Raw genomic sequence first — 26996 nt, forward strand, 5'->3', positions numbered from 1 at the left:
TTCAAGAGTTCAAAAAGTTCTTTAAAAAGAACTAGTCCACCATAGATTGTTAGATTACCGCCATCGAAAGAAAAAGTGTTGTTTTTAGAACTGTTATTTGTTAGACTAAACATATGGGTTTCCTTTCTGATTGTGATTTTTTTGATGCTTATATCATAGAAGGAAATCCTTTTTTTGTCCAGTCATATGTCTCACCCAATGGGTGAAAATCAAAAACTTCTAGAAACATTGATCTATCAGGGTTTCTAGAAGTTTTTTTAGTTATCTATGAATAATTCGGGTTTATCCTTAATTTTTTCCATTTTAGAAACCATTCAAGAAAAACAAAAGATTGAAGAGGAGCTGCGACTGGCTGCCCAGGCTAACCGTGAGTTAAATAGCTACTTGACTCTCTCTGAGAAAATAGCCGAGGATCGGGAGCGGAAGCGGATTGCGCGGGAAATTCATGACACTTTGGGCCATGCCCTAACCGGAATTTCAGCCGGACTGGATGCGGTGAGGGTTTTGGTGGATCGAGATCGGATTCGTGCAAAGGAGCAGTTGGACAATATCTCGGTGGTTGTTAGAGATGGTATCCGCGATGTACGGGCTTCCCTTCATATTGGTTATGGCATCTATAGGGGGCGACTGAACCTGCAAAAGGTAATCCTGGATTTGGAAAGAAAGTTGACCGAAGCATGAAAATAATGGAGTTTGGGTTTTATCCCAGACTCTTTTTTAGATTTGTTTCCGAATAAACAGGTAGGAGGGAAAAAAGATGAATCGTATTTTTCTAATCGGTCGTTTAACAGGGACTCCTGAACTTCAGAAGACCCCCTCAAATCGGAGTGTGACACGTTCTAAATTAGCCGTCAAGCGGCGTTACCGGGACCAATCGGGTGAGCGGGAGTCTGACTTTATCTCGATTGTTGCCTGGGGACGCTTGGCTGAGTACATCACTAGTTATGCCTGCAAGGGAAGTTTGATTGGGGTGGAAGGGGAGCTCCGTACCCGTCGTTATGAAAAAGATGGGCAAATGCACTATTTATCCGAAGTTCTTTGCAGTGACTTTCAGCTGTTAGAAACCAAGGAGCAGCGCTTGTTACGGGAACAACGCCGGAAACAGGAACAGTTTGAGATGGTTAGTGAGGAGGGTGAGGATCTGCCCTTTTGAAGTGCGGACTTATCCCTTAAAAAACTTTGGATCAGAGGCAAGTTTTTTTCTTGACTATTGTTGACTAAATGATACAATAGAAACAGAATTAGCAGTCATAAGAGTCGAGTGCTAAATAGTTGGAGGAAAATCTATGTTAAAACCCTTAGCAGATAAAGTTGTTGTAAATGTCATTGAAAAAGAGCAGTCTGTGTCTGGTTTTGTCTTGGCTTCGAATAGCCAGTCAGCGACCAAAACGGCAGAAGTTGTAGCCGTTGGAGAAGGACTACGTGCGCTTAATGGTGAGTTAATTGAACTGTCTGTTGTAGCTGGACAAACCGTTCTTTTTGAAGGTCATGCTGGTATCTCTGTTAAAGATGGGGATGAAGAGTTCCTCCTCATTCGTGAGTCTGATATTCTAGCAATTGTTGAGTAAGGAGTAAAAAATGGCAAAAGAGATTCAATTTTCATCAGATGCTCGCAGCGCTATGGTGCGTGGCGTGGATATGTTGGCAGATACAGTTAAGGTAACCTTGGGACCTAAAGGCCGGAATGTTGTTTTGGAAAAAGCCTTCGGTTCTCCCCTAATCACGAATGATGGGGTAACCATTGCTAAAGAAATCGAGTTGGAAGATCCTTTTGAAAACATGGGTGCCAAGTTGGTTTCAGAAGTTGCTTCAAAAACCAATGATATTGCGGGTGATGGGACAACCACTGCAACCCTCTTGACTCAAGCGATTGTCAGAGAAGGAATCAAAAACGTGACAGCTGGTGCAAATCCAATCGGCATTCGTCGCGGTATTGAAGCTGCAACAGCAGCAGCGGTTGCAGCTTTGAAAGACAATTCTGTACCTGTTTCTAACAAGGAAGCCATTGCCCAGGTTGCAGCTGTTTCTTCTCGGAGTGAGAAGGTTGGAGAATACATTTCAGAGGCCATGGAACGCGTTGGAAAAGATGGCGTTATTACCATCGAAGAATCTCGTGGAATGGAAACTGAGTTGGAAGTGGTTGAGGGAATGCAGTTTGACCGCGGTTATCTCTCTCAATACATGGTTACAGACAACGAAAAAATGGTCGCAGAATTGGATAATCCATTTATTCTGGTAACAGACAAGAAGATTTCCAATATCCAAGAAATTTTGCCACTTTTGGAAAGCATCCTACAAACCAACCGTCCACTTTTGATCATCGCGGATGATGTTGATGGAGAGGCTTTGCCAACCCTTGTTTTGAATAAGATTCGTGGAACCTTTAATGTAGTAGCTGTTAAAGCTCCTGGTTTTGGTGATCGTCGGAAAGCGATGTTGGAAGATATTGCCATCTTGACTGGCGCAACGGTTATTACAGACGATTTGGGTCTTGAATTGAAAGATGCGACAGTCGAGGCTCTAGGTCAAGCAGCTAAGGTGGTTGTTGATAAAGACTCGACAACAATCGTTGAAGGAGCTGGTGATCCAGCTGCCATCAGCAACCGTGTTGGTGTCATCAAGTCTCAAATTGAAACTACAAATTCTGACTTCGATCGTGAGAAATTGCAAGAACGTTTGGCTAAGTTGGCCGGTGGTGTTGCGGTGATCAAGGTTGGTGCTGCAACAGAGACTGAATTGAAAGAAATGAAACTGCGTATTGAAGACGCCTTGAACGCAACACGTGCAGCAGTGGAAGAAGGAATTGTTGCCGGCGGTGGAACTGCCTTGGTAAGTGTGATTCCAGCAGTTGCTGCCTTGGAATTAACGGCAGATGAAGAGACTGGTCGTAATATTGTTCTACGTGCCCTTGAGGAGCCTGTACGTCAGATTGCTCTCAATGCTGGTTATGAAGGTTCTATTATTATTGATCGCCTTAAACAAGCAGAAGCAGGCCAAGGATTTAACGCTGCTAGCGGTGAATGGGTAGACATGATTGAAACAGGAATTATCGACCCTGTTAAGGTAACGCGTTCAGCGCTTCAAAATGCAGCTAGTGTTGCTAGCCTCATTTTGACAACCGAAGCTGTTGTAGCCAACAAACCAGAACCTCAAGCTCCAGTTGGTCCAGCCATGGATCCAGGAATGATGGGTGGTATGATGTAAGGTCCTCCAAAGTCGTCTATCGACAGTGAGAGGCCACAATAGCGATTAAGGAGACAAAGTCTTCGTATATATCCCAAAATAAGCAGGTCCGGTTTTTTAGCTGGACCTCTTTTTAAACCACTGGTTTCAACATTCTGGATTTCCCTGTTGGAAAATATGCTATAGGGCACCTCTAAAAACTAAATTTCTGAAAATCTAAATGTTGATTTATCAAGGTTTGAGTGATTAAATTTGAAGAAAAACTGGGGTTTTTAGAGGTCCCCTATACTATTCTTGGATAGAGATCTTATCCTTTTTGAACAATCGTAAGAGCTTTTTAACTTCCTCAAAGGAGAAAATTGTATGAAAAAGAAACAGTTTCTAGGAACTGCCTTGGTGCTGGGTTCCTTGGTAACACCAGCTGTTCTACAGACAACGGCAGTGGTTCAGGCAGATGAGTTTTACCAATACCAGTCAACGGCTCAGGCAGCGGATATTACTAACTGGATTGCGCGTACTCCGGAGCAAATTAAGCAACAAATGCAGAGTCAGAATATCCAAGTTGACTCATCAGGTGCGGTTGCAACTGACGGTCAAACCTATGTGATCCAATGGGGTGATACCATGTGGGGAATCTCCCAGGCGACGGGGATTCCGATTGCTAAATTGGCCTATGATAATAATATTCAGAATGTTGACTTGATTTATGCTGGGGATACACTGATTCTCAAGCGAGACGGTCATGTTCCTGTGGACTATAGCTACAACGGTCAAGGCCAGCATTGTGCCATGACTAAGGTTGTAATTAATAATTATATCCATAATGGCAATAATGTGACCAATATTGACAATTCAACAAGGATCAATCTAACAAAGATTGAAAATAACACCTGGAACGAAATTGATCAATCGAGCCTTAACCTTACCTTCAAGCCATCTGTCACAATGAATGAGGAGAATAATGTAACTTGGAAAGTGACTGAAAAAGATCTGGAAGCTGCTGAAGCGAGTGGCCAGATAGTAAGCAATCTCGCTACATCTGATTCCAGAGCATCAACAAGTGAAGATCCCTCAAAAGTCGCAACAGCGGAAACAAGTGATAGGAGCTCCTCAGAGGGATCTGATTCTACTTCATCAGGTTCTAATGCAGACTCTTCAGGGTCTACCTCAATAGCTCCTGAGACAAGTGACGCAAAACAAAGTAGTTCTAGCTCAACTAGCTCTTCTAGCAGCGTTTCTTCATCTACAAAAGCTTCAAGCTCTGAAGCGGAGCTAGAGATGGATGAATTCTTGGATAAAATCCAAGCGGAAATTGAGTCCCTTCAAGCTAAGGATCTGAGCCAATCTGCTAGTCCTGCTTGGAATTTCTTGACTAACAAAGATGATTTCAATCAAAATGCCAGTCTTGTTGCAGATCTAGACATGGAGCAACTGTATACACCACGTGCTGAGACTCTAGTTGTAGATTTGAGTAAAAAAACAGCTAGCTCAGTTAAGAAGGCAGCGGAAGAGATCTATACTAAGCTCAAGCTCAAAGCATCTAGTTTGGCGGATGCTAGTTACTTGCAACTTGTTTTGACAAAGGAATCTGGCCGAGATGCCTTTAATGTCAAGGTTTATACAGAGGTTGAGGAATCTAGCTCTAGTTCCAGCTCCAGCTCTAGTTCAAGTGCGGTGATGAGTTCAACAACTTCTGATGATGATTTTACAGAAGTTAGCCGCAGTAGCTCTTCGGGAACTGGGTTCATTCGTCCTGAAACCAGCACCAGCACTAGCTCCAGTTCAGATTCAGATGAGGAGTGGGACTGATGATCAAACAATGGCTTACTAATAAATATGTTCGTATGGGACTGGCAGCTTTACTGGTGCTAGCCTTGGGCTTTGGAGGTTTCTATTACTGGGCCAGCCACCGCTTGGATAAGGTTGTTCAGGGGAAAACTTATCAATATTCCAGCGTTTTAGACGGCACTCAAAATGACAAAATGATGTATGTCACCTTTCAAATTGGAGGTAACCGGGTTGTTGTAACCCAGAGTCGTGAAGTTGCCCTAAAAGCGGCCAGCTCCCCAGAAGCCTTCCAAAAAACCTATGAGGAGCAGGCTGTGGAATGGCAGTACAATGTCACTCCGACAAGCCTCACCCTAGGAAAAAAAGAAAATGATGAACTTTCACAATGGCAATACAATGCAGTTTTTGCTCTAGGTGATCAGTTCACTTCCAATAGCTTTACTTATCAGATTGCTCGCGGCGGTCAAGGTGAAGTGAAGCAAAAGATGGTTTTCAAAGAAATCCAGTAAACGAGTGCAGCAGCCACCCATTAGGGTGGTTTTTGCTACTAAATGATTTAAAAAAAAAAAAAAAGAGAGGTGGATCTGTATGATCCGAATAGAAGGATTAAAAAAGAGCTTTGGCTCCAAAGTCGCCCTGGAGAATCTTGATTTAAACTGGGCAGGCGGTGAGATTTTAGGTTTTTTAGGACCGTCTGGTTCGGGTAAATCAACACTGATCAGTATCCTAACGGGTCAAGTGGATCCGGATGCAGGGCAGGTTCAGATTTTAGGGAAGGATGTCAGAAACCTAGGGGTGGAGGACTTTGCCCAACTAGGATTGATGAGTGAAGCTCTTGGCTTTTATGAAACCTTGACTGTTTACCAGAATCTAAGCTTTTTTAGTCGTTTTTTCCAAATTCCAATGCAGGCGGTTGATGATCTCTTGAAAATATTGGATTTATGGGAGGATCGGGATGTTAAGGCCTCCAAACTCTCGACGGGGATGCGGCAGCGGATGTTGTTGATTCGGGCGGTGCTGCATCAACCGAAACTCTTATTCTTAGACGAACCGACATCTGGTCTTGACCCAACTCTGGCACGAAAAATCCAGGATCTACTCTTGGAGTTGAAGGAAAAGGGGACCGCTATTTTTCTAACCACTCATAATATGGAAGAGGCCACACGGCTGAGCGACCGCCTGGCGATCTTACACAAGGGAAGCATTGTGGAGTCCGGGAGCCTTGAGGAGATTGGCCAGCGTCAGGCAACGGGAGAGGATCTTGTAACGCTCTCTTATCGGAATGGCCGGACTAAGACGGTTCCGCGTGCAGAGGTGAGTCAACACCTATCGGATCAAGTGGTTGGAATGGAGTCCAGAGAGATGGATTTAGAAATGATTTTTATGAAACTAACAGGAGCTTCCGGGTGTGTCAAGAATTTTGTGTAAACTCTAAAGTAGAATTTGAATGTGTGTATTAATTGGGCAAGAAATTGTAAGGATTCCCCTTTTGAGCTTAGTTGGATAACAAGAGAAATAGGGATTGGTGTCAAGGCTTTAAGCGAAGCGTGCCTTTACACCATATCCAATTTCTCTTAAACTAAATGAGGCTCAAAAGGGAAACTGCTCTTAGTAACTATTCATAAAACGATTCTAAGGTGTCACAACAGGCACTGATTGTTACACCTGTTTGATAAAGCTTAATAATCATTTTTTCCAGCTCATCATCTCTTCTTGAATAAGAAGGAATGGCTTTAGGGACAAATTCGCCATTACGATCTCTTGGAATAATGAGGTTTAAAGTTCCGTATTTGGTTTCAAACTTACGTGTGTAAGAACCGTTGCGACTATTTCCTGAGTTGTAGCCACTAACATCATAGGGTTCATATCCTAGAACAGAGGTCAACTCTGCCTGTAGAAGCTCATTTAGGGCTTGTTCCATAGAAGCACGGAAATACTCATTAATGTCTGAATGATTAGCTAGAAATGTGGTTAAATCTGTGATAAACTGGGTCATGGGAATAAATCTTTCTAGTAGTATTTTTGGTCTAACTCTACTATAACAGGATTTATTCCTTTTTTGCGTTTACACAAGATATTGTACAGTCTCATTGTTTTTTTCATTATATAGTATCTAGGATACTGTCGCAATTTCTAACTGTGAAAAGAATCGGACGAATGAGGGAGTGAAGACTATCCCTGATTTTTTTCTTTTTTCAAATTGGGACAAAAATGGGACACTTTTGCAAAATCCCCCTTTTCTGACACTCAAAAAAGCCTGATATAACAGGCTTTTCGAGGTTCATTATGGATGCCCCCTGCAGGGATCGAACCTGCGACCCACGGATTAAGAGTCCGCTGCTCTGCCAGCTGAGCTAAGGAGGCAAAAAATAGCTGTATTGGTGCCGAAAATTCATGGTTTGTATTGAACCCGCGCAAATAAGCAGGTGGGTGACATGCTCTAACTGAAGCTGCTTCCGTGTGGAACGGCCTGCACGCGGTTAGATGTCTTTGTCTCCCGGGTTATACAAAAAATAGTCGGTCAACACTTGAGTATGAATTCGTACACCACAGCGTATCTTTATATCTATCATACCACTTTTTTTTGAATTGGCAAGTAAAAAAGTTAAAAAAATGGAAACGTCATCATTTTTTGGCTTGATCAATCCAGTCTTTACGTGCAGCCAGGGCTTGTTCGTAACGGCCGGTTTGATTGGGTTGGAAATAGTGGCGGTTTTTGAGTTGAGCGGGTAGGTAGTCTTGGTTGACCCATTTGTCTGGGTAGTCGTGGGGATAGAGGTAGGTTTGTTTCTTACCGGTGTGTTGGCCGCTGCGGAGGTGGTCTGGAACGGGTAGGGAGCCGAAGGTTTCTAGGTCAGCTAAGGCTTGGTTCATAGCGGCGTAGGCAGAGTTGGATTTGGGGGAGAGGGCTAGGTCGACGATGATGTTTGCGATAATGATGCGGGCTTCGGGGAGCCCAATGCGTTTGGCGGCTTCAAGCCCAGTGACGGTATGGATTTGAGCTTGGGGGTTTGCGAGGCCGATGTCTTCGTAGGCGATGACGGTGAGGCGGCGGGCTAGGCTGTCTAAGTCGCCGCCTTTGATGAGACGAGCACCGTAGTGGAGGCTGGCGTCGACGTCGCTGCCGCGGATGGATTTCTGGAGGGTAGAGAGGAGGTCGTAGTGGCCGTCACCGTCTTTGTCGAGGGTGAGGTGGCTGCTTTGGAGGGAGTCTTGGAGGATATCCAGGGTGAGTTGGACTTGGCCATCCTCGTTTTTGGGGGTGGAGAGGGCGGCGAGTTCGAGGGTGTTGTAGGCGGCGCGGAGGTCGCCGTTGCTGGCCTGGCTGAGGAAGGTGAGGGCTTCAGAGGTCAGGTGGACGGGAAAGGGGAAGCCACGTGTGGGATCGTCGAGGGCGGCGCTGATGCCGTCTTTCATTTCGGTGGTGGTGAGGGGGTTGAGTTCAAAAATTTGGAGGCGGGAGCGGATGGCTGGGTTGATGGAGTAGAAGGGATTTTCGGTTGTGGCTCCGATGATGGTGAGCTGGCCGCTTTCCAGGAGGGGGAGGAAGAAGTCTTGTTTGTCCTTGTTGAGGCGGTGGATTTCATCGAGGAGGAGGACCAGGCTACCGGAGAAGCGGGCTTCTTCAGCGATTTCCTTCATACGTTGTTTGGTGTCTGTTGTGGCATTGAAGGTGCGGAAAACTTGGCCGGTGCTGCCGGCTAGGGCGCTGGCAATACTGGTTTTCCCGATGCCGGGAGGTCCGTAGAGGATCATGGAGAAGAGTTTGCCGGCATCGACCATGCGGCGAAGGACTTTTCCGGGCCCGACTAGGTGGGTTTGGCCAACGATTTGGTCGAGGTTGGTGGGCCGCATGCGTAGGGCCAGGTTTTGATTCATGACTTTCTTCCTCCTTCAATCTTGTGGTAGAATAATAACTACTATTATAGCACACAGGAGGAGGCCAATCCCATGGCTAAATATGGATTTATTGAGGTCTTAGACCAGGAACTGGACCGGGCTTTTCCCTTTGACTACGAGATTCAATGGGACAAGAAAAATCACGCTGTTCAGCTCTCTTTTTTGTTAGAAATTGCCAATCAGAAGCAAGTTGCCTTGCTGGACGAGGAGGACCAGGTTTTTGCGGAGGAGCTTTTGTTGGAGGAGACACTGTTGTTTGTCAATCCAGCCAGGTCCCGCTATGAGGCGGCGGACTATTTGACGGTTCTGCCCTATGACCCTAAGGTTGGTTTTTCCCGAGAATTTTTAGCTTATTTTGTCCAATTTTTGTCAGACCTAGCTGAGTCTGGCTTGGATGCCATTTTTGATTTTTTACAAGATGAAGAAGCGGAAGATTTTGAATTGGTTTGGGATCAAGTGGCTTTTGATCGTGGTTTGGAAAAAGTGGAAGAGGGGATGTCCTATCCCTATCCGCGTTATTAGGAGGAAAAAGGATGTGGCAGGAATTAGCGGTTATTGTAAAGCGTGAGGGCGAAGAGTGGATGAGTGACCTCTTGATTGGTCTGGGAGCCCAGGGTGTGGCGATTGAGGATAGTCAAGAGTTTCAGCGGCAGGAAGATGGGTTTGGAGAATTGTTGCCAGAGGTGGCGGTGCTGCCGACGGTGACGATCCGTGCTTATTACCCGGAACAGGTGGATTTGTCTCAGTTGCGCGTGGAGTTAGAGACTGTGATTGCGGCAGCTCCAGTGGACTTTGACAAGTCAGAGATTCGGGTAGAGACTCAGAACCTGGAAGAAGAGGACTGGGCTGAAAACTGGAAGAAATATTATGAGCCAGCCCGGATTAGCCAGCAGTTGACAATTTTGCCCTCTTGGACAGAGGGCTACCAGCCTGTTCCTGGGGAGAAACTGCTTCGCCTGGATCCGGGGATGGCCTTTGGGACTGGGACCCACCCAACTACAAAATTGAGTCTTTATGCCTTGGAGCAGGTGTTACGGGGGGGTGAACGGGTTCTGGATGTCGGAACCGGAAGCGGGGTCTTGTCCATCGCGGCTGTTCAGCTAGGTGCCCAGCAGGTGTTTGCCTATGATCTCGATGAGGTTGCCGTGAAGGTGGCTCAAGAGAATATTGACTTGAATCCTGATGCAGAGCGGATCCAAGTTGCCGCAGGGAATCTGTTGGTCGGAGTGGAAGAGCGGGCCCAGGTTATTGTTGCCAATATTCTAGCGGATATTCTGGTTCTCTTGACAGAGGATGCCTACCGTCTTTTGGAGGAGGAAGGCTACTTGATTATGAGTGGGATCATTGCAGATAAGTGGTCCCAGGTGCGGGAAGCTGCTGAGGCGGCTGGTTTCTATTTGGAACGCCAGATGATTGAAGGTGAATGGAATGCGGGCATCTTTAAGAAGACCCAGAATCCGGAAGGCGTGATTGGAGGCTAGAATGCAGCAGTATTTTGTCCCAGGCCCGGTGACCAATCCCTACCAGGTCCAGGAGAAGGATCTCCTTAAACATTTATTTTCAGTTCTCCGCCTGCAGGAAGGGGAGCAGTTGATTTTTGTGTTTGACCAAGGAGAAAAATGGCAGGCACGTTTGATCGATCGGGATGCGGTCCTCTTTGAATTGGAACAGTCGGTCCCTGCTGACAAGGAGTTGCCGGTGCAGGTGACCCTGGCCTGCGCCTATCCCAAGGGGGATAAGTTGGACTTGGTGGCGCAAAAGGCGACTGAACTGGGGGTGCACCAAATCTGGGGTTTTCCAGGTCAATGGTCGGTGGTCAAATGGGATGCCAAAAAGTTGGCCAAGCGGCAGGAGAAGTTACGCAAGGTGGTCTTGGGAGCGGCTGAGCAAAGTAAACGCGACCTCTTGCCCCAGGTGGAACTTCTGGAGAGCCAGGCTGAGCTACTGGCTTGTTTTACGGAGTTTGATTTGGTTTTAGTGGCCTATGAGGAGGCAGCCAAGGCGGGAGAACGCAGCCGCCTGGCTCAGGCTCTTGGTCAGCTGGCAGCAGGTCAGCGGGTCCTATTGTTAGTTGGTCCTGAAGGTGGTTTCAGTCCCCAGGAAATTTCTTCCTATGAGGAAAGGGGAGCCCAGCTGGTCGGCCTTGGCCCACGGATTCTCCGCGCGGAAACCGCACCGTTTTACCTCTTGAGTGCGATTTCCTACCAATTAGAATTACTTGGAAATCAGTGAAGCTTTGTGTTTTGAGGGAATCGGTCCACATCGTAGGAAACTCCTAGACGGGCGAAGTGTCTAGGAGTTTTTCGGTGTTATTGAAGGTTAGTCAGAGGAATTTCGGCACTTTTAGTCGTTCTGTCCTTTTAGATGGAGAGAAGATTGGACTCAGGTCTGTCTTTTTTACAATTGGTCGCGGTTACGCCTAGAATAGTATGGTATAATAAGCACATTGATAGAATTGGGGTTTCTGTCTTTCTTAGACGGCCTCAATCAAAACTAGACGATGTATGGAAAAGGAAAGTAGGAACCAGAATATGCGGACTTTGTTAATAGGGAATACGTCTTATGTAACGGAGACCTTTATTCAAGAGAGTTTCCCTCAGGGAGAGGTCTTTATTTTTGGAGACTCTGATTTAGATGCGGGGCAGAACCAGAATTTGACAGTGGTTACACCCGAGCAGAGTCCCTTCAACTTGACGGAGATTTTAGAGGCTTATGATTTTGAACAAGTGGTCTTTTTCTCAGACCATCTAAGCTACAAGAATCCAAGTGCCAAGTCGCTTGTGGTTTTGCAGGAATTTCTTAGTATTTTAGTGGCTGGTAAGGCCTCTATCAGCAAATTCTTGTACCTAACAGGTCCGCAGCTGCAGTCCAATTTCCCTGGTTTGCAGGAGTTGGAGGCAGACTTGCTGGCGACCTTGACGGAGCAGCCTTACAAGATTCTGCACCTGCCCTATCTCTTTTCAAATTGGGAGCAGGAAAGCTATTTTGCCAAGCTGTTGAGCCAGGCTCAGCAGCGAGGTCGGATGGAATTTGCGGAGTCCGAGGAGCAGCCGGCGCTATTTATCAAGCTTGAGGCACTGTCCTCCCTTGTTTATCGGATTCTTGATAGCTGGGATAACCAGGTCGAGACTCTGGCCTGGCGGCCAAGTACACCAGCGACTTTTGGTGATCTTGCAGCCTTCTTGCAAAAAGACGAAGTCTTGGCCGACCTGGAAGTTCACTTCCGAGGTCAGGAGCAAGAGCTTTATCAGGATTTACGGGGACCTCGGTTAACGGAGCGTTACCAGTGGTCTGAGCCAGCTGCTATCTTGGATTTGCCTGTGGTGGCGGGCCTTCAGACAGCGGAGCAGATGGCTCTTCCTTTGAAGGCCACTTCGTCTCCCTGGATGGATGGGTTAGTACTTTTGGTTGGAGCATTAGTGGCTCAAGGTTTGCAGCTCTTGGTGGCCCAGCAATCCTTTGCCCTATCCTTGTCCTTCCCATTGCTGTATTTGGTCTTGGTGGCGCAAGCACGGGGTATTAAGAAGGGCTTCCTAGCTCTAGGCTTGGTTGTCTTTCTACAGCTACTGTTGGCCCAAGGGCAAGCGATGAGTCTATTAAGCTCAGCCGCTTTTTGGATTCAGATTTTGGCCTATGTATTGGCAACAGCCCTTGCCGGTTATTTGCAAATGCAAAGTCTGGATCGACAAGCTGCTTTACAGGCTGAGCAAACGGCTCTCTTGCGTGAGCACCAGGCTCTCCAAGAAAATTACCGCCATGTCTTGGAGGACCGCCAATCCTTGCGCTACCAAATCCTGAGTGAACGGGGTGGTTTTGGCTATTTTGCAACCCTGTTTAACCGTCTGGCTCAAGCTCCAGGCAAAACCCTGTTTGCGGAAGCTTTGAGCCAATTGGACACCAAAATTCAGGCTCAAAAAATGGGGATTTACCGCTTTGACCAAGGCCTGGTGACCGCCCGCTTGGTAGCAGCGATCCAAGAGGGGATGCCTGAGAAAATGGACTTATCGGTTCTACCACGGGTGGCGACTCGGATTCAAGAAGGATCAGCCTGGGTCAATATTGACCTCTTGGCAGGTTATCCGGCCTACGCTATCAGCATTAAACCTTTTGGTCAGGTAACCTATCTACTTTGGATTGAGGGTGTGGATTTCCAACACATGAATCTGCAGGAGTCCCAACAAATTGAATTCTTCGTCCAATTGCTGGCCTTCTTTTTGGAAAGAGAAGAGACCGGCCGGCGTTTGGGTCGAGTTGAAGGGAAGGAGTAGCCTATGGACTGGATTTTTCTAGGCCTGGTTTTGCTAGTCCATGTCATATGGGCTAGCTACTTGACTAGCCAACGCAAGCGAGGAGTCCTTCACTTTCCAGGTTACTATGCGCTTTTTGCCTTTCTGTTACCAATCTTTGGTCCCTTGCTGTTGTCCATTATTCATTTGAGCCAACAAATTGAATTGGATCCAAAATTGGTCGAGGAACCGGTTGAATGGGGGGTCGAAACGCAAACGCAAGGCGTTGATTTGGATCCGCATCAAGGGCTTGTATTGCCACTGGAGACCGCTCTGCTGTTAGAGGATAGTCGGGTGGCTCGGGGACTTCTGTTGGATTTGCCTCTGGATAAGGCCAAGGATAATTTGGAATTGCTCTTTATGGCACGGCAGCACAAGGATCCGGAGTTGGTTCACTATGCTGCCAGTATGATTGCCAGTGTCCAGGAAGATTCGGAGCGGGAGATTCGGAGCCTGCGTCAGCGTTATGAGGAGGCTCCTCATGAACCTGCTCGCCTCAAAGCCTATCAGAAAGCCTTGGAGGCGTATTTGGCGCTGGATCTCTTGGAGGGGCAGGCTCGTCGGGCTTATTTAGTCCAAGCGCGACGCTTAGCTAGTGCCCAAAAGGAGCAGTCGCACCACTTTAAAGGTAGTCTCCGCTTGGCGCAGATTAATTTGGATTTAAAAGATTATGAGGAAGCCCAAGAAAACCTCTATACCCTGCTGTCCCAATGGTCGGATCGGGAAGAGGTTTGGATGTTGGTGCTTCGCTATTATTATGAATTGCATGATGCTTGGAATTTCCGCAAAGCCTTGGCTTCGGTACGGGATGAAGGTATCTATATTACCCATGAAAATGAAGCCAATTTACGCTTCTGGGAGCAACGCTTAGAAGGTCTTGTTTAAGGATTGGATTGTCACTGAGGAGAGAAGGAGCTAATTAAGGGTTAAAGAAAACTATGATGAAAAAATCATAATTTGTTCTACAATATCTAAAAAAGATAACAGATAAGCCGAAGTCATCCTGTTAAAACCAAAAGATATGGAGGAACGTATCGACCTCACTGTTCAAAGTTTACAACATTGAATAACGAGGGGATAGGGACAGTTGAAAGAAGACAATTCTTTAAAAGGAGATCTCAATGGTGATCCGAACTCAAAAGGTGCGACTTTATCCCAACCAGACCATGAAGAAGGTTCTAGATGACTTGTGTGATTATCGCAGGTATTGTTGGAATCAAGGATTGGCTTTGTGGAATGATTTGTATGATGCTTCCTTGATTTTGGAAGATCAAAAACTCCTTCCTAACGAACGTAAGGTTCGTAATGAGCTAGTCGCTAATAAGGAAGATTGGCAGTATCAACTGTCGGCCCGGTGTTTACAATTAACCATTTCTGATTTGGGTAAGGCTTGGAAAAACTTTTTCGACCCTTCCCTTCCTGATTGGGGCAAACCTGGTTTTAAATCTAAAAAAGCTTCTAGACAAGGTTTTAAGACGGACAGGGCTAAGATTGTAGACGGGAAGTTACGATTAGATAAACCAAGAGGAATCAAGACTTGGTACGACTTGAAATTCAGAGGTGCCAAGAATTTGAACGGAGATTTGAAAACTATCTCAATCTACTGTGAAAATGGCAAATATTGGGCGAGTTTACCTTTTGAGGTAGAAATCGACAAGAAAGACACAACTGGTAAGCATACAGCTGTTGACCTCAATATCGGACATTTTAACTATACTGAGGGTGAAATTTCCGTCCTACCTAGCAAACTCAAAAAACTCTATGAACGCATTCAGCTTTATCAAAGACAGCTGGCTAGAAAACGTGTTGTAAATGGAAAAAAGGCAACTAAATCCAAGAATTACGCTAAGACGAGAGCCAAGTTACAGCGTGACTATCGGAAGGTCGCAGTCATGCAGAACAATATTCTTCATGAGTTTACAACAGAACTAGTGACGGACTTTGATAAAATCGTTATCGAAGATTTAGATGTTAAGAGAATGCAGATGTCTCATGTTGCATCCAAGGGCTTGCATCGCTCTATGCTTGGACGGTTCAGGCAGGTCTTAACCTATAAGGCTGTTTGGTACGGTAAGGAGATTATCCTAGCTGATAAACATTATCCAAGCACGCAACGTTGTTCCGCTTGCGGTTACATCCAGACAGGTGAGGACAAAATCGGTTTAGCAGGTAATGCAAAACATGGAACCAGGCACCACGAATACATTTGTTATGAGTGTGGATTTGTGGGAGACCGGGATGAAAACGCAGTTGCCAATCTTTTGGCGTTAATTTAAAACAATCAGGGGTGGGCTACACCCTTAGGCTATCAGAGTTAGTCACTGTCATTACCCTCTTGTAGGATATGGGAATACTAATGATGACGGTAGTAAATAAAATTAAGAAAGGAAGTCTATATATTCTTTCTCAAATGTGGTTAAGTCTATAAATGACTACGTTTGGTTATATTTTATATAGTAGAAAAGTATGAAAATTGCCCTTATTTTTGAAGGTTCTTATCCCTATGTTCATGGGGGTGTTTCAACCTGGGCTCATGACTACATTCAATCCTTGCCAGAACACGAGTTTATCATCTGGACGGTGCATCCTGGAGCTTCTGTATCCAAGGAACCGGTTTATGAAATGCCTGCCAATGTGGTTGCCTTTTATGAGGTCTTTTTGGACCAGGCACCCCAGGTTCGTGGGACGGAGCCATCAGGCTTGTCAGATTCGGAAAGGTCTAGTCTACAGGCCTTGATTCGTGGGACGGAGCCATCTTGGTCGCAGCTCTTTCAAGCGGCTCAGGCAGGGCGCCTTGATCCAGCCTGGTTGACGCGAAGCTCGGACTTTATCTCCTGGGTGGAGGATGTGGCCAAGCAGTCCTATCCTCTGGTTCCGTTTACGGATTTCTATTATTCCATGCAATCCATGCTTAGCCCTCTGTTAACAGTTCTTGGGGCTGAGATTCCCCAAGCAGATGTCTACCATGCGGTTTCGACGGGTTATGCGGGAGTTTTAGGGGCGCTGGCCAGCCAGCAAACTGGTCAGTCTTTCTTTGTGACAGAACACGGGATTTATAGTCGGGAGCGGGAAGAAGAGATTCTCAGTTCCAACTGGGTTCTGCATGCCTTGAAACAAGCTTGGATTTCTTATTTCAATCAATTGGCGCAGCTGGCCTATGACCGTGCCGATCAAATCACTTCCCTGTTTGAAAATGCCCGTAAAACGCAGATTGCCTTGGGTGCGCCAGCCCAGAAGACCAGGGTCATTTCGAATGGGATTCATTATGACCGATTTAATGGAATCCCGCTCAAGGGTCCGGGAGATTGGGTGGACATTGGGGCCATGATTCGTCTGGCTCCGATTAAGGATGTTTTGAATTTGATTCGCGCTTTTGCGGATGTCAGTCAGGTTCTCCCCAATGTCCGTCTGCACATTCTTGGGGATACGGTGGATCCAGACTATGCCCAACAATGTTACCAATTGGCTGAAGATTTGGAGCTAGACCGGCTGATTTTTGCCGGCCGGGTTGATGTTGGCTGCTACATGAAGGAGTTAGACTTTACGGTTCTGTCCAGCTTGTCTGAAGGCCAACCCTTAGCTGTGTTGGAGTCCTTGGCCGCGGGTCGTCCCTGTGTGACGACCGATGTGGGGGCCTGTCGCGAGCTGTTAGAGGGTGGTCCTCTAGACCAACTTGGTTTAGCTGGGGTGACGGTGGCGCCGACCGATAGTCAGGCTTTGGCCCAGGCCATGATTAAAATGGCTTTATCAGAAGGTGCTCGCTGGCGGATGGGTCAGGTGGGTCGCCAACGGGTAGCCCGGAGCTACCAACACCAGCAGATGATTAAAAAATACCAGCAGATGTATGAAGGGAGGCTGATCTAGTGGCCGGAATCGGTTTTGAATTGCGAAAAATTTATGATGAACAGACTCCCCTCTCCAAGGAGAAGGCTTACGGCTATACAAGCTTGATCTATGTCGGTCCCTTCTTGCTGGGCTTTTTCCTGGTTGGTTTGGTGCAAGTATTGGCCCAGTTTACCCTGGTGGATGCGGCGAGTCGCTTGCAGGTTTTAACAGCCATTACCTATGCCATGTTGGGCTCCTTGGGGCTCCAGAGTCTGGTTTCCTATCTGGTCAGTCGCTATTTGGCGGACTGTCTCTATCAGGATCAGGAAGACAAGATTCTACCTTCCTTTTTTGCCTCTAGCGCCCTGCTGTTAGTCTTAGGGGCCGTCCTGTATGGGCTTTTCCTGCTGTTTGCGGGGTTGAGTCCCTGGGCCTATCTCTTGAATTTGCTCTTATTTGAGGTACTGACCTTAATTTGGAATGCTATCCAGTATTTAACAGCCATTCAGGAATACCGCTCGATCAGTAAGGCTTTTCTACTTGCAGCAGGAATCCTAGCTGTGGTGGGCGGTTCAGCGGCTTATCTGGGTCTGGACCAAGGCCTATTAATTGGGACCTGTTTGGCCTATGGTTTTATCCTGATTCGGATGGTCGGTCAGATTCTCTTACACTATCCAAGTAATCACCGCCTGTCCTTTGAATTTTTGAGTCGGGTGGATGACTACGCGGATTTGGCGCTTGTCGGTCCGCTCATGTTCCTAGGCCTGTACGGGCACGTTGTTCTAGCCCTCTACAGTCCCTTGAGTCAGACCGTCTCCGGTCTGTTGCGCCAAGCTCCGAGTTATGATTTTGGCCTCCTCTTGGCCTTTCTCCTGCCCCTCTTTGGCTTGGTGACCTATGTCATTTCGGTTGAGGTTTTCTTTTATCCACACTTTCACCGCTTTTTCCTTTTGTACAATAAAAAAGGCAATTACCTCAGTCTGCAACAGGCTGAGCGCGAAATGATGCAGGTTTTGCAGCGGGAACTGGGCTACCTCATTTGGAAACAGGTCATTGCGACCAGCTTGCTCATGGTGGTGCTCAACCTCCTGCTCTTGCCGATGGAAGCGAGCCTGCCAAGTCAGAGCCTCTTTCTGTTGAACCAGCTTTGCCTGGCTTATGGAATTTATGGAATCGGCAATGCCTACCTGCTAACCCTGCTTTATTTTGCGGACTATCGTGGGGCTAAAAGCCTGGCGCAAATCTTTGCGCTCCTGTCTCTGGGTCTATCCGCTCTTCTAGCTTGGACAGCCCCAGCCTACTTGGCTTGTGGTTTCCTACTTGCCAGTCTAGCCTTGGTCCTCCTAGCTCGCAAACGCTTGGGCGGTCTGCAGGAACAAATGACCTACCATGTCTTGGGCCACCCAGCTCAAGCAGCCCAAAGCAGAAAAAATACCTATCGGCAACTAGCCCAGAAATTAGAAAAACTTTTTGCCAAATTCGAATAAAGAAGTAGCCCCGGGAGTTGGTCCCGGGGCTACTTCTTTATTCGTTCATTTTAACGTTGGGCATCCCATTCGGCATAAAACTGTTCCAAATAGGTTTCTAGGAATCGGTGGCGCTCCTGGGCCAGTTCTTTGGCATAGGCGGTGTTCATGCTATCTTTTAATTTTAGCAGTTTTTCGTAGAAGTGCATGATGGCCGTGTCCTGGCCACTTCGGTATTCTTCCAAGGTCAGCTGTTCTCGGGGTTGCATGGCAGGATCATGGATGGGTCTGCCTGTATGTCCAGAATAGGCCATGGTTCGGGCAATGCCGATAGCGCCTAGAGCATCCAGGCGGTCGGCATCTTGGACAACCTGTCCTTCGAGTGTGGATACGGTCTGGGTCTGGTTGCCCCCTTTGAAGGACATATGTTGGATAATATCCATGGTATGGTCTCGGTCTTGGGACCCAAGACCATTGCTTGTCAGCCAGGTGTGAACTTTTTGGAGACCAATGGCTTCGGTTTCATTTAGTTTACCATCCGCAAGGTCATGCAACAGGGCTGCTAATTCACAAATAAAGAGATCAGCGCCTTCTTTTTGGCCAATGGCTAGGGCCAGATTGGTCACGCGGTGAATATGCCACCAATCGTGGCCTGAGGCTTCGCCATTGAGTTCTTGAAAGACATAGGCTCTGGCCTTTTCTAAGATCGCTTGTTTATTGGTCATGGGTGTCCTTTCTGGTAAGTGTGAGTGGCTTTGCTTCTCAGTATAACATGGTTGGTGGAGAAAAGGAAAGAAGTTGGAGGAGTGGATGTATTACAGTAAAACCTGGACCTATCAGCCCCTAGCGAGACGGCCTTTGGTGGGCTATGCGCCGGATATTCGGTCTACGGATACTGGCAAGACCAGTCTTCTTTTCCTCTCCCTGACCTGGCGGGATCTGGAGCCGGAAGAGGGCCGGTATTGTTTTGAAGGCTGGGAAAGGCGCCTGAACTTTTCGCGCTTGAGGCAGGGAGGGCAGCGCCTGGTCTTTCGTTTGGTTCTGGATTATCCGGCTTTTAAGGGGAGTCCGGCCTTGCCCGCCTGGCTTTTGGAGCGTATTCCGGCTCGGCCTTATCGGAGTCCTTTTGGTCAGGGACTGGCGCCCGATTATGGTCATGCGGAGCTGGCAGCGGCCTATCGGCGCTTGGTTTTGGCTCTAGGTCAAGCCTGGGGCCAGGATGGCTTGCTGGCCTATATCGAGTTGGGTGGTCTAGGCCACTGGGGCGAGTGGCACCAGCTGGCTAGTTTGGGACCCTTGCCCCAGGGCGATTTTGCCCAGCATTTTTATGTCGATCCGTGGTTTCAAGCCTTTAGGTCTTGTCGGCTCTGCCTGCGACGGTCTTTTGCCTGGCTGGATCCCCACAGGAGCTATGGTTTCTATCATGATGAGCTGGGTGACCTGGCTCAGACGCGGGTTTGGCTGGATGAGTTGGTTCAGGGTGGTGAATCTTTTGACGGGGCTCAGATGCGGGGGCTGGGGCGGTCTGGTTTGGAGCGAGTTTGTGGGGGCGAGTGGTCTTCCAAGTGTTTGTGGGCGCCCTGGAATTCGGAATTGCGGGCTCAGATGCGGAATGTGGGGCTGTCGTTTTTGGGGCCGGCTCTGCCCCAGAATGCGGAGACGGCTCGGCTTGTGGAGGAGTGTTTGGGTTATCAGTTGTGGCTGCCGCAGGTTCAGTCGGTGTCGAGCTTGCTGGGGACTTGCTTATGTCTGACCTGGGCGAATCAGGGGCTGGCTACCTTTCCCTTTGACTGGCCGGTTTACTTGGCTTGGGAGACCTGGCAGGGGGAGCGGGGGCGGAGTCGTTTGCGGGTGAGACTGAGTCAGCTGAGGCCGGGGCAACGGAGCTGGTTCTTTGCTTGGCTTCCCCGTCCCTTGCTGACTTATAAGTCCTTGAGTCTGAGTGTGGAAGATCCGTTAGCGCAAAAGGCTCTGCTTATTTTTTCCCAAAAGGCTGAAAAGGGTGATGGGAGCTTGATTCTCTAGGTCTGGGCTATTTCCATGCTAAGGGAAAAATGGTAAAATAGGGAACACAAGAACAAGGGGGAGCAGGATGTCAAAAGAAGAGAATTTAACAGGGGCCCAGGTTGTTGCCCTGACAAGAGAGTATTTATCGCCTGAAGATGTGGCCTTTGTCCAAAAAGCTTTGATTTATGCGGTTGATCGCCATAGTGGGCAATTCCGGAAGTCGGGTGAGCCGTATATCATTCATCCGATTCAGGTTGCGGGCATTCTGGCTAAGCTGAAGCTGGATGCTGTAACGGTAGCTTGTGGCTTCCTGCACGATGTGGTCGAGGATACGGTGGTGTCCTTGGAGAATTTGGAGCAGGAATTTTCCAAAGAAGTTAGCCTGATTGTGGATGGTGTGACCAAGTTGGGCAAGGTGACCTACAAGTCCCATGAGGAGCAATTGGCCGAGAACCATCGGAAGATGCTCATGGCCATGTCTCAGGACATGCGGGTGATCTTGGTGAAGTTGGCGGATCGCCTGCACAATATGCGGACCTTGAAGCACCTTCGTAAGGACAAGCAGGAGCGAATTGCTCGGGAAACAATGGATATTTATGCTCCGCTGGCTCACCGCCTGGGGATTTCCAGTGTCAAGTGGGAGCTGGAGGACTTGTCCTTCCGGTATTTGAATGAGGTTGAATTTTATAAGATTACTCATTTGATGAAAGAAAAACGGCGGGAGCGTGAGGCGCTCGTAGAGGAAGTGGTTGCCAAAATTACGAAGTACGCAGCCGAGCGGAATCTCGATGGGCAAATTTATGGTCGTCCCAAGCATATTTACTCCATCTACCGGAAGATGCAGGATAAGAAAAAGCGCTTCGAAGAAATCTATGACCTGATTGCTATCCGTTGTATCTTAGAGACCCCAAGTGAAGTCTATGCCATGTTGGGCTATGTCCATGAATTGTGGCGGCCGATGCCTGGACGTTTCAAGGACTACATTGCCAATCCCAAGGCCAATGGCTACCAGTCGATTCATACGACGGTTTATGGTCCTAAGGGGCCAATCGAGTTCCAAATCCGGACCCAGGAAATGCATGAAGTTGCTGAATACGGGGTTGCGGCACACTGGGCCTACAAAAAAGGGATCAAGGGCAAGGTCGATAGCAAGGAATCCGCTATCGGGATGAACTGGATTTCTGAAATGATGGACCTGCAAGAGCATGCCGGGGATGCCCAGGAATTTGTCGATACGGTCAAGCAGGACTTTTTGGCAGAAGAGATTTATGTCTTTACGCCAGATGGAGCAGTCCGTGCCCTGCCTAAAGAATCAGTGCCGATTGACTTTGCTTATGAGATCCATACCAAGGTCGGGGAAAAAGCGACCGGTGCCAAGGTCAATGGCCGGATGGTCCCACTGACCACCAAACTGAAAACGGGCGATCAGGTGGAGATTATCACCAGTGCCAATTCCTTTGGACCAAGCAGGGACTGGATTACTATTGTTAAAACCAGCAAGGCCCGGAACCGCATTCGTCAGTTTTTCAAAAACCAAGACAAGTCTCTATCGATTGATAAGGGGCGGGAGCTTTTGGTGGAGCAATTCCAGCAACATGACATGCAGGCCAACCAGTTCCTGGATAAGAAGCACCTCGATGCCTACCTGGAGAAATTCAGTTACAAGTCTGAGGAAGCCCTGTATGCAGCGATTGGTTTTGGTGAGGTTAGTGCCATTTCGGTCTTTAATCGGTTGACTGAAAAGGAACGCCGGGAGCTGGAGCGAGAGAAGGCGCGTGCCCAAGCAGAAGAACTTCTTTATGGTGGTGAGATTAAGAGTGAGAAAACCAGCAACACAAAATCTCGCCAAGAAGAAGGGGTTGTGGTCAAAGGAGCTCCAGGCTTGTTGATCCGCATGGCCAAGTGTTGTAACCCTGTCCCAGGGGATGCCATTGTTGGCTATATCACCAAGGGTCGAGGAGTTGCTGTCCACCGCGAGGACTGTATGAACCTGCGGTCGCAAGAAAACTATGAGCAAAGACTCTTGGATGTCGAGTGGGAAGGTACTGGATCTGGCCACAAGGAATACACAGCCAATATTGATATTTACGGCTTGAATCGGACCAGTCTCCTCAATGATATTTTACAGGTGCTTTCAAACTCAACCAAGAATATTTTCATGTTTAATGCCCAACCTTCCAAGGATATGAAGTTTGCGACCATTCACGTTTCTTTTGGAATTTCTAGTTTAGCCAACCTAACAACGGTGGTCGATCGGATTAAGAATATTCCAGATGTTTATTCTGTGAAAAGAACAAATGGGTAGGGGCTGTTATGCGAGTTGTTTTACAGCGGGTAAAGGAAGCTTCTGTTTTTATTGACGGAGAAGTACATGGGGCCATTGGCTTCGGTTTCCTCTTGTTGGTTGGAATTGGTCCTGAGGATACGGCGGAGGATTTGGCCTATCTGTGCCGTAAGATTGTCAATATGCGGATTTTTTCCGATGACCAAGGGAAAATGAACCGTTCCATTCAGGATGTTGGCGGATCGATTTTGTCCATTTCCCAATTTACTCTTTTTGCCCAAACCAAAAAAGGCAATCGTCCGGCTTTCACAGGGGCAGCTCAGCCGGATTTGGCCAAGTCGCTTTATGATGATTTTAATCAGTTATTAGGGGAATTTGTGTCCCTGGAAACCGGTGTGTTCGGGGCGGATATGCAGGTGGCCCTGGTCAATGATGGGCCGGTGACGATTTTATTGGATAGTAAGAATCCCTAGGAGGTGCAGATGAAGGATATGACAATGGCGGAATTGGCAACCTTGCAGGAGCAACAGGAGCTAGCAATCCTGGACGTTCGAGACCAGGAAGATTTCCTTGCCTGCCATTTTGCAGGCTCCCTCAACATTCCTGAGCCAGACCTAGAAGCGCAGCTGGACCAATTGGACCGGAACCAGGTCTATCATGTGGTCTGCACCAAGGGAATCCGGGCGGAACGGGCTAGTCAGCTCTTGGAAAAACGAGGCTATGAGGTGGTTCGGATTGTGGACGGCTGGGCTGCTTACTAGAATACAAAAGCTGCTTCAAGTGTGATGCTTGAAGCAGCTTTTTAGTACAGTTTTATTGAAGAATTTCGACATAGAGTTGGTCGGCTAAGTTTAGGGGCAGGCTGACTTTTTTTTCGGGTAACTGTAGTTCGACGGTTTGGAGAAAACTGTCCTTTTTGATCAGGTGGAAGCTTGTTCCCAAGTGGAAGTTTTGTTCTTCCAGGTAGTCGATAAAATCAGGTTGATCGGGAAAGCGGCGGAGACTATAATCTCGGCCTGTCTCTGCTTGGGAAAGCTGCTGGGTAAAGTCTTCCTGTAAAAGCTCCTGCTGGCGCGGGATGCGTCCACCGTGGGGGCAGTAGTCTGGGAACTGGAGCATGATTTCCAATTGGTTGATAAACTGGTCTGATACGCTATGCTCCAAAACTTCAGCTTCTTGATGGATGTCCTGGCTGGCATAGCCCAGATTTTGGATCAGAAAGACTTCGATCAAGCGGTGTTTGCGGTAGAGGTTGGAAACCTGCACCATGCCCTTGGCTGTGACCAGGTAGCCTTTTACCTTGTCTTTGATAATCCAGTCTTCCTGGATCATTTTTTTGAGCATTTCAGAAGTTGCTGGTTCAGAGACACCCATGAGCTGGGCAATTTCTTTGTTGGTCATTTTTCCAGGTGCCTGGCTTCGCTCATAGATTCGCTTGAGATAGTCTTCCTTGTTGGGGGTCATGCTGGGTCTCCTTTGTTTTGCGTCTAGATGATACTTCTTCATACGTCGTTAGCTTCGACTTGCTTAACTTCAGTTATGCCTGCGTCTCGCTGCCTAGTTTAAATTTAAAATCGTTTGAGTAATGATTTTAGATTGGAAGTAGTAGTAGTATAGCAAAAAAATGGACAGCTGGCCTAGCTCTTATTTCAGTCCTTCATAGATTTTGTCGAGATTCCACTTCATCATGGTGTAGTATTGGTCTCCGTCTTGTCCTTTTTTGGCCAGGGAATCTGTAAAGATGGTGGAATAGATTTTTAGCTGGCTTTGTTCGGCTACCTGGTTCATGGCTTTGGGGGCGACTGAGGTTTCTAGGAAGAGGTGTTTGACCTTGGACTGGCGGATGGTATCGAGAATGGTTTGCAATTGTTGGGGTGTCCCCTGCGCTTCTGTGTTGATCTCCCAAATATAGGCAGGGGTGACATGGTAGGCCTTGGCAAAGTATTTAAAGGCTCCTTCCGAGGTTACTAGGAGTCGTTGCTCCTCTGGGATGTCCAGAAACTTGGACTGGGCTTCTTGGTGCAGGGCTTGGAGACGGACGATGTAGAGATCTGCATTTTTTTGGTAGAAGCTGGCATTTTGGGGGTCCTTTTCTTGGAGGGCTTTGGTGATGGTTTGGACATACTGGATTCCATTAGCCAGGTCTAACCAGGCGTGGGGGTCGGTTTCTTCTTGGTGGCCAGAGAGGTAGAGTGGGGTGACTCCTTGGCTGGCTGCAATGACATCCTTGCCAAATTGTTTGTGGCTGCTTCGGACCATTTTCGAAAACCAGCCATTACCACCGGTTTCCAGGTTCAAGCCGTTGTAAAAGACCAGGTTTGCGTCGCTGACCTTGGCAATATCTTCTGTGGTTGGTTCATACTCGTGGGGATCTTGGCCACGTGGGACAAGGCTAGAGACCTGGAGGCGATCTTGGCCGACCTGTTGGACCATATCCTCTAGGATAGAATTGGTGGTGACAACGGAGATGGCTTGGGTCTGACTTCTATCAGTAGTGCGCTCTTGACTCCCGGTCCAAGCTCCCAGAAGGAGTCCCATTCCGACTAGAGCTAGTCCGATTTGTTTCAGAACGCTTCTTTTTCCTTTTTTGGAAAAAAGAAATGAAAAGGCAAAACAAAGGGCTGCAGTTAAAACAATGGTTGGCCCAGAGGCCCAGTTAAAGGTATAGCTGAAGTAAAGGCCAATGATCGAGGCGAGGACTGCAACGAAACTGGAGAGGGCCATCATTTTAGGGAGTTGGTCGGTCCAGAGGTAGGCGGTTGCGGCCGGGGTGATGAGCATGGCGACAACCAGGATAATGCCAACGGACTGGAGGGCAGAGACGGTGACCAGGGTTAAGACCAGCATGAGGCTGTAATGGATCAGCTGGGCTGGGAGGCCATAGCTACGGGCAAAGGCCTCATCCAGGGATGTGATCAGCAGTTCCTTGTAAAAGAGGTAGATATAGGTTAGCACTAGAACAAAGATAGTTGCCGTGATTCGTAAATCGAGCTGGCTGACGGCCAGGATATTCCCAAAGAGGATATGGTGGAGATTGGTGGAGCTTTGGGTGAAATGAATGAGGACAAAGCCGAGGGCATAGAGGGAGCTGAAGACCACCCCGATGGTTGTGTCCATTTTTAAGGGGCTCTTGGAGCTGATGTAGCCAATCAAAAGGGCAGCTAGAAAGCCAAACAGTGAGGCTCCGAGGAGTACGTTAAGGCCGAGCATGTAGGCTAAGGCTACCCCTGGCAGGACGGAGTGGGAAATGGCATCCCCCATCAGGGACATGCCCCTTAGGATAATGAAGGAGCCAATCAGTCCGGACATGATGCCAATCAAGATGGCGGTTATCAAGGCATTTTGCAGGAAGGGGTAGGTTTGGAGTGCTTGGATAAAATTTGTGATGGCAGTCATTGAGGGTCCTCCTGAAAATAGATGGTAGCAAAATCTGGATTAAAGGCTTGGGCCAGATTCTCTGCCGTAAAGACTTGCTGGCTGGGTCCTGCTTGGATAATACCCCGATTCATAAGAATGAGTTCATCAAAATAGTCGTGCACCTTGGACAGATCATGGTGGATAACTAAGATGGTTCGGCCTTCATCTTTCCAGAGTCTTAGAATTTTCATAATCTGGGCTTCGCTTTCAGCATCGATACCGACAAAGGGCTCATCCAGGATAATCAGGTCGGCATCCTGCAAGATGGCGCGTGCGACAAAAGCTCGTTGTAACTGTCCCCCAGATAATTGGCCAATTTGGCGGTCTGCCAAATCTTCAATTTGGACCTGCTGCATGGCCTTTCGACTAGCCGCTTTTTCACGGGCTCCTGGTTTACGAAAGAGCCCCAATTGTCCGTAGCTACCGGTTTCGACCAGGGTTTTAACCTGGATTGGGAAGGTTAAATCCAGATTTTTGCGCTGTTCCACGTAAGCAATGCGGTGTTTGCGCAAGTCCAAGAGTTGATTGTTGAATTGGACCTGCCCATTTTCCCGAGCAACAAGTCCTAGCATAGCTTTAACGAGGCTGGACTTGCCAGCTCCATTGGGGCCGATCATACCTGTAATGCTGCCTGGGCTAAGATCCAGTGAGAGGTTTTGAAAAATCGTCTGCCCATCATAGGCAAGACTTAGATTGGTAATTTTTAGGGTCATAAAAACTCCTTTTTTGAAATAAGACACTCGTTTTGTTTCTCTTGTAGGACGGTGCTTTCTAGCTCGTCGTAAAAGTAAACTAAAAACTGATTGTTACGAATCTGCGATGAGGATGAACTAAAATTAA

Annotated in this window: 23 protein-coding genes, 1 tRNA gene, 1 other RNA gene and 3 pseudogenes; 19 read left to right on the plus strand and 9 right to left on the minus strand. The window is 47.7% G+C overall.

Annotated elements, in window-relative coordinates; genetic code table 11:
* Window positions 1–282 precede the first annotated feature (282 nt).
* The 7 genes and pseudogenes from N4310_RS00170 to N4310_RS00200 all read left to right on the plus strand — a co-directional run.
* Window positions 283–600, plus strand: a pseudogene (locus tag N4310_RS00170) (histidine kinase); the annotation flags it as partial.
* Window positions 601–757: 157 nt separating this feature from the next.
* Window positions 758–1153 carry a single-stranded DNA-binding protein gene (locus N4310_RS00175; protein ID WP_160333187.1) on the plus strand — a complete coding sequence of 132 codons (396 nt, stop codon included), beginning with the start codon at window positions 758–760 and terminating at the stop codon, window positions 1151–1153.
* A 133-nt stretch (window positions 1154–1286) separates the two neighbouring features.
* The gene (gene groES / locus N4310_RS00180; protein WP_160333186.1) at window positions 1287–1568 is read left to right on the plus strand and encodes a co-chaperone GroES; all 282 of its coding nucleotides are present in this window, start codon (window positions 1287–1289) and stop codon (window positions 1566–1568) included.
* A gap of 10 nt (window positions 1569–1578) precedes the next feature.
* Complete coding sequence (gene groL / locus N4310_RS00185) at window positions 1579–3204, plus strand: chaperonin GroEL (RefSeq protein WP_262091631.1); 1626 nt, start codon at window positions 1579–1581, stop codon at window positions 3202–3204.
* Window positions 3205–3546: 342 nt separating this feature from the next.
* Complete coding sequence (locus tag N4310_RS00190; RefSeq protein WP_262091632.1) at window positions 3547–4992, plus strand: LysM peptidoglycan-binding domain-containing protein; 1446 nt, start codon at window positions 3547–3549, stop codon at window positions 4990–4992.
* A complete protein-coding gene (locus tag N4310_RS00195; protein ID WP_160333145.1) occupies window positions 4992–5480 on the plus strand; it encodes a hypothetical protein in 489 nt (162 codons plus the stop codon). The genes N4310_RS00190 and N4310_RS00195 overlap by 1 nt, the downstream gene beginning before the upstream one ends.
* A gap of 79 nt (window positions 5481–5559) precedes the next feature.
* On the plus strand, window positions 5560–6399 hold the full coding sequence (locus N4310_RS00200) for an ABC transporter ATP-binding protein (protein WP_262091633.1): 840 nt from the start codon (window positions 5560–5562) through the stop codon (window positions 6397–6399).
* A gap of 193 nt (window positions 6400–6592) precedes the next feature.
* Here N4310_RS00200 and N4310_RS00205 read toward each other — a convergent pair.
* The 4 genes and pseudogenes from N4310_RS00205 to N4310_RS00220 all read right to left on the minus strand — a co-directional run.
* Window positions 6593–6967: pseudogene (locus N4310_RS00205) on the minus strand (transposase); the annotation flags it as partial.
* A 295-nt stretch (window positions 6968–7262) separates the two neighbouring features.
* Window positions 7263–7335: transfer RNA gene (locus N4310_RS00210), tRNA-Lys, on the minus strand.
* A gap of 2 nt (window positions 7336–7337) precedes the next feature.
* A non-coding RNA gene (gene ssrS, locus N4310_RS00215) (6S RNA) lies at window positions 7338–7530 on the minus strand.
* A gap of 66 nt (window positions 7531–7596) precedes the next feature.
* Window positions 7597–8850: a replication-associated recombination protein A gene (locus tag N4310_RS00220; RefSeq protein ID WP_262091635.1), complete on the minus strand. Its 1254-nt coding sequence runs from the start codon at window positions 8848–8850 to the stop codon at window positions 7597–7599.
* Window positions 8851–8922: 72 nt separating this feature from the next.
* Between N4310_RS00220 and N4310_RS00225 the strand changes: the two genes are divergently transcribed.
* The 8 genes from N4310_RS00225 (at window position 8923) to pelG (ending at window position 18469) form a co-directional block, all read left to right on the plus strand.
* Window positions 8923–9393, plus strand: a complete 471-nt coding sequence (locus tag N4310_RS00225; protein ID WP_160333141.1) for a DUF3013 family protein — start codon at window positions 8923–8925, stop codon at window positions 9391–9393.
* Between the two features lie 11 nt (window positions 9394–9404).
* The gene (prmA, locus tag N4310_RS00230; protein ID WP_262091636.1) at window positions 9405–10352 is read left to right on the plus strand and encodes a 50S ribosomal protein L11 methyltransferase; all 948 of its coding nucleotides are present in this window, start codon (window positions 9405–9407) and stop codon (window positions 10350–10352) included.
* A gap of 1 nt (window position 10353) precedes the next feature.
* On the plus strand, window positions 10354–11103 hold the full coding sequence (locus N4310_RS00235) for a 16S rRNA (uracil(1498)-N(3))-methyltransferase (RefSeq protein ID WP_262091637.1): 750 nt from the start codon (window positions 10354–10356) through the stop codon (window positions 11101–11103).
* Window positions 11104–11402: 299 nt separating this feature from the next.
* Window positions 11403–13139 (plus strand): hypothetical protein, encoded by a 1737-nt coding sequence (locus N4310_RS00240; protein ID WP_262091638.1) that lies wholly within the window; start codon window positions 11403–11405, stop codon window positions 13137–13139.
* 3 nt (window positions 13140–13142) lie between these two features.
* Window positions 13143–14042 carry a tetratricopeptide repeat protein gene (locus tag N4310_RS00245; RefSeq protein WP_160333137.1) on the plus strand — a complete coding sequence of 300 codons (900 nt, stop codon included), beginning with the start codon at window positions 13143–13145 and terminating at the stop codon, window positions 14040–14042.
* Window positions 14043–14278: 236 nt separating this feature from the next.
* Window positions 14279–15433 (plus strand): RNA-guided endonuclease InsQ/TnpB family protein, encoded by a 1155-nt coding sequence (locus N4310_RS00250; protein WP_262091639.1) that lies wholly within the window; start codon window positions 14279–14281, stop codon window positions 15431–15433.
* 190 nt (window positions 15434–15623) lie between these two features.
* Window positions 15624–17021 carry a GT4 family glycosyltransferase PelF gene (gene pelF / locus N4310_RS00255; RefSeq protein ID WP_262091640.1) on the plus strand — a complete coding sequence of 466 codons (1398 nt, stop codon included), beginning with the start codon at window positions 15624–15626 and terminating at the stop codon, window positions 17019–17021.
* Window positions 17021–18469 carry an exopolysaccharide Pel transporter PelG gene (gene pelG / locus N4310_RS00260; protein ID WP_262091641.1) on the plus strand — a complete coding sequence of 483 codons (1449 nt, stop codon included), beginning with the start codon at window positions 17021–17023 and terminating at the stop codon, window positions 18467–18469. Before pelF ends, pelG begins: the two co-directional genes overlap by 1 nt.
* Window positions 18470–18519: 50 nt before the next feature.
* On the opposite strand, the gene N4310_RS00265 is transcribed toward pelG, so the two are convergent.
* Window positions 18520–19173 carry an HD domain-containing protein gene (locus N4310_RS00265; RefSeq protein ID WP_262091642.1) on the minus strand — a complete coding sequence of 218 codons (654 nt, stop codon included), beginning with the start codon at window positions 19171–19173 and terminating at the stop codon, window positions 18520–18522.
* Window positions 19174–19258: 85 nt separating this feature from the next.
* Here N4310_RS00265 and N4310_RS00270 point away from each other — a divergent pair, with 85 nt between their 5' ends.
* The 4 genes from N4310_RS00270 to N4310_RS00285 all read left to right on the plus strand — a co-directional run bounded on the left by N4310_RS00270 (window position 19259) and on the right by N4310_RS00285 (window position 23500).
* Entirely contained in the window at window positions 19259–20473 is a 1215-nt protein-coding gene (locus N4310_RS00270; protein WP_262091643.1) for a hypothetical protein, read from the plus strand.
* 67 nt (window positions 20474–20540) lie between these two features.
* Window positions 20541–22760 carry a RelA/SpoT family protein gene (locus tag N4310_RS00275; RefSeq protein WP_262091644.1) on the plus strand — a complete coding sequence of 740 codons (2220 nt, stop codon included), beginning with the start codon at window positions 20541–20543 and terminating at the stop codon, window positions 22758–22760.
* Window positions 22761–22768: 8 nt separating this feature from the next.
* A complete protein-coding gene (gene dtd, locus N4310_RS00280; protein ID WP_262091645.1) occupies window positions 22769–23212 on the plus strand; it encodes a D-aminoacyl-tRNA deacylase in 444 nt (147 codons plus the stop codon).
* A gap of 9 nt (window positions 23213–23221) precedes the next feature.
* Window positions 23222–23500, plus strand: a complete 279-nt coding sequence (locus N4310_RS00285; protein ID WP_262091646.1) for a rhodanese-like domain-containing protein — start codon at window positions 23222–23224, stop codon at window positions 23498–23500.
* 52 nt (window positions 23501–23552) lie between these two features.
* On the opposite strand, the gene N4310_RS00290 is transcribed toward N4310_RS00285, so the two are convergent.
* The 4 genes and pseudogenes from N4310_RS00290 to N4310_RS00305 all read right to left on the minus strand — a co-directional run bounded on the left by N4310_RS00290 (window position 23553) and on the right by N4310_RS00305 (window position 26869).
* Window positions 23553–24203 (minus strand): metal-dependent transcriptional regulator, encoded by a 651-nt coding sequence (locus tag N4310_RS00290; protein ID WP_179923182.1) that lies wholly within the window; start codon window positions 24201–24203, stop codon window positions 23553–23555.
* Window positions 24204–24383: 180 nt separating this feature from the next.
* The gene (locus N4310_RS08570) at window positions 24384–25307 is read right to left on the minus strand and encodes a metal ABC transporter substrate-binding protein (protein ID WP_420832884.1); all 924 of its coding nucleotides are present in this window, start codon (window positions 25305–25307) and stop codon (window positions 24384–24386) included.
* 36 nt (window positions 25308–25343) lie between these two features.
* Window positions 25344–26135 (minus strand): annotated as a pseudogene (locus N4310_RS08575) (metal ABC transporter permease); the annotation flags it as partial.
* Window positions 26132–26869, minus strand: a complete 738-nt coding sequence (locus N4310_RS00305; RefSeq protein ID WP_160332881.1) for a metal ABC transporter ATP-binding protein — start codon at window positions 26867–26869, stop codon at window positions 26132–26134. The gene N4310_RS00305 and the pseudogene N4310_RS08575, both read right to left, overlap by 4 nt.
* Window positions 26870–26996 lie beyond the last annotated feature (127 nt).

This window comes from Streptococcus danieliae (assembly GCF_025447695.1).
Lineage (GTDB): Bacteria > Bacillota > Bacilli > Lactobacillales > Streptococcaceae > Streptococcus > Streptococcus danieliae.

Coding starts and splice junctions, on each gene's coding strand:
- N4310_RS00175 (WP_160333187.1), top strand. CDS start 758: ATGAATCGTATTTTTCTAATCGGTCGTTTAACAGGGACTCCTGAACTT.
- N4310_RS00250 (WP_262091639.1), top strand. CDS start 14,279: ATGGTGATCCGAACTCAAAAGGTGCGACTTTATCCCAACCAGACCATG.
- pelF (WP_262091640.1), top strand. CDS start 15,624: ATGAAAATTGCCCTTATTTTTGAAGGTTCTTATCCCTATGTTCATGGG.
- N4310_RS00285 (WP_262091646.1), top strand. CDS start 23,222: ATGAAGGATATGACAATGGCGGAATTGGCAACCTTGCAGGAGCAACAG.
- N4310_RS00225 (WP_160333141.1), top strand. CDS start 8,923: ATGGCTAAATATGGATTTATTGAGGTCTTAGACCAGGAACTGGACCGG.
- N4310_RS00195 (WP_160333145.1), top strand. CDS start 4,992: ATGATCAAACAATGGCTTACTAATAAATATGTTCGTATGGGACTGGCA.
- N4310_RS00235 (WP_262091637.1), top strand. CDS start 10,354: ATGCAGCAGTATTTTGTCCCAGGCCCGGTGACCAATCCCTACCAGGTC.
- groL (WP_262091631.1), top strand. CDS start 1,579: ATGGCAAAAGAGATTCAATTTTCATCAGATGCTCGCAGCGCTATGGTG.
- N4310_RS00265 (WP_262091642.1), bottom strand. CDS start 19,173: ATGACCAATAAACAAGCGATCTTAGAAAAGGCCAGAGCCTATGTCTTT.
- dtd (WP_262091645.1), top strand. CDS start 22,769: ATGCGAGTTGTTTTACAGCGGGTAAAGGAAGCTTCTGTTTTTATTGAC.
- N4310_RS00275 (WP_262091644.1), top strand. CDS start 20,541: ATGTCAAAAGAAGAGAATTTAACAGGGGCCCAGGTTGTTGCCCTGACA.
- N4310_RS00270 (WP_262091643.1), top strand. CDS start 19,259: ATGTATTACAGTAAAACCTGGACCTATCAGCCCCTAGCGAGACGGCCT.
- N4310_RS00245 (WP_160333137.1), top strand. CDS start 13,143: ATGGACTGGATTTTTCTAGGCCTGGTTTTGCTAGTCCATGTCATATGG.
- groES (WP_160333186.1), top strand. CDS start 1,287: ATGTTAAAACCCTTAGCAGATAAAGTTGTTGTAAATGTCATTGAAAAA.
- N4310_RS00240 (WP_262091638.1), top strand. CDS start 11,403: ATGCGGACTTTGTTAATAGGGAATACGTCTTATGTAACGGAGACCTTT.
- N4310_RS00190 (WP_262091632.1), top strand. CDS start 3,547: ATGAAAAAGAAACAGTTTCTAGGAACTGCCTTGGTGCTGGGTTCCTTG.
- N4310_RS00290 (WP_179923182.1), bottom strand. CDS start 24,203: ATGACCCCCAACAAGGAAGACTATCTCAAGCGAATCTATGAGCGAAGC.
- N4310_RS00305 (WP_160332881.1), bottom strand. CDS start 26,869: ATGACCCTAAAAATTACCAATCTAAGTCTTGCCTATGATGGGCAGACG.
- N4310_RS00200 (WP_262091633.1), top strand. CDS start 5,560: ATGATCCGAATAGAAGGATTAAAAAAGAGCTTTGGCTCCAAAGTCGCC.
- N4310_RS00220 (WP_262091635.1), bottom strand. CDS start 8,850: ATGAATCAAAACCTGGCCCTACGCATGCGGCCCACCAACCTCGACCAA.
- prmA (WP_262091636.1), top strand. CDS start 9,405: ATGTGGCAGGAATTAGCGGTTATTGTAAAGCGTGAGGGCGAAGAGTGG.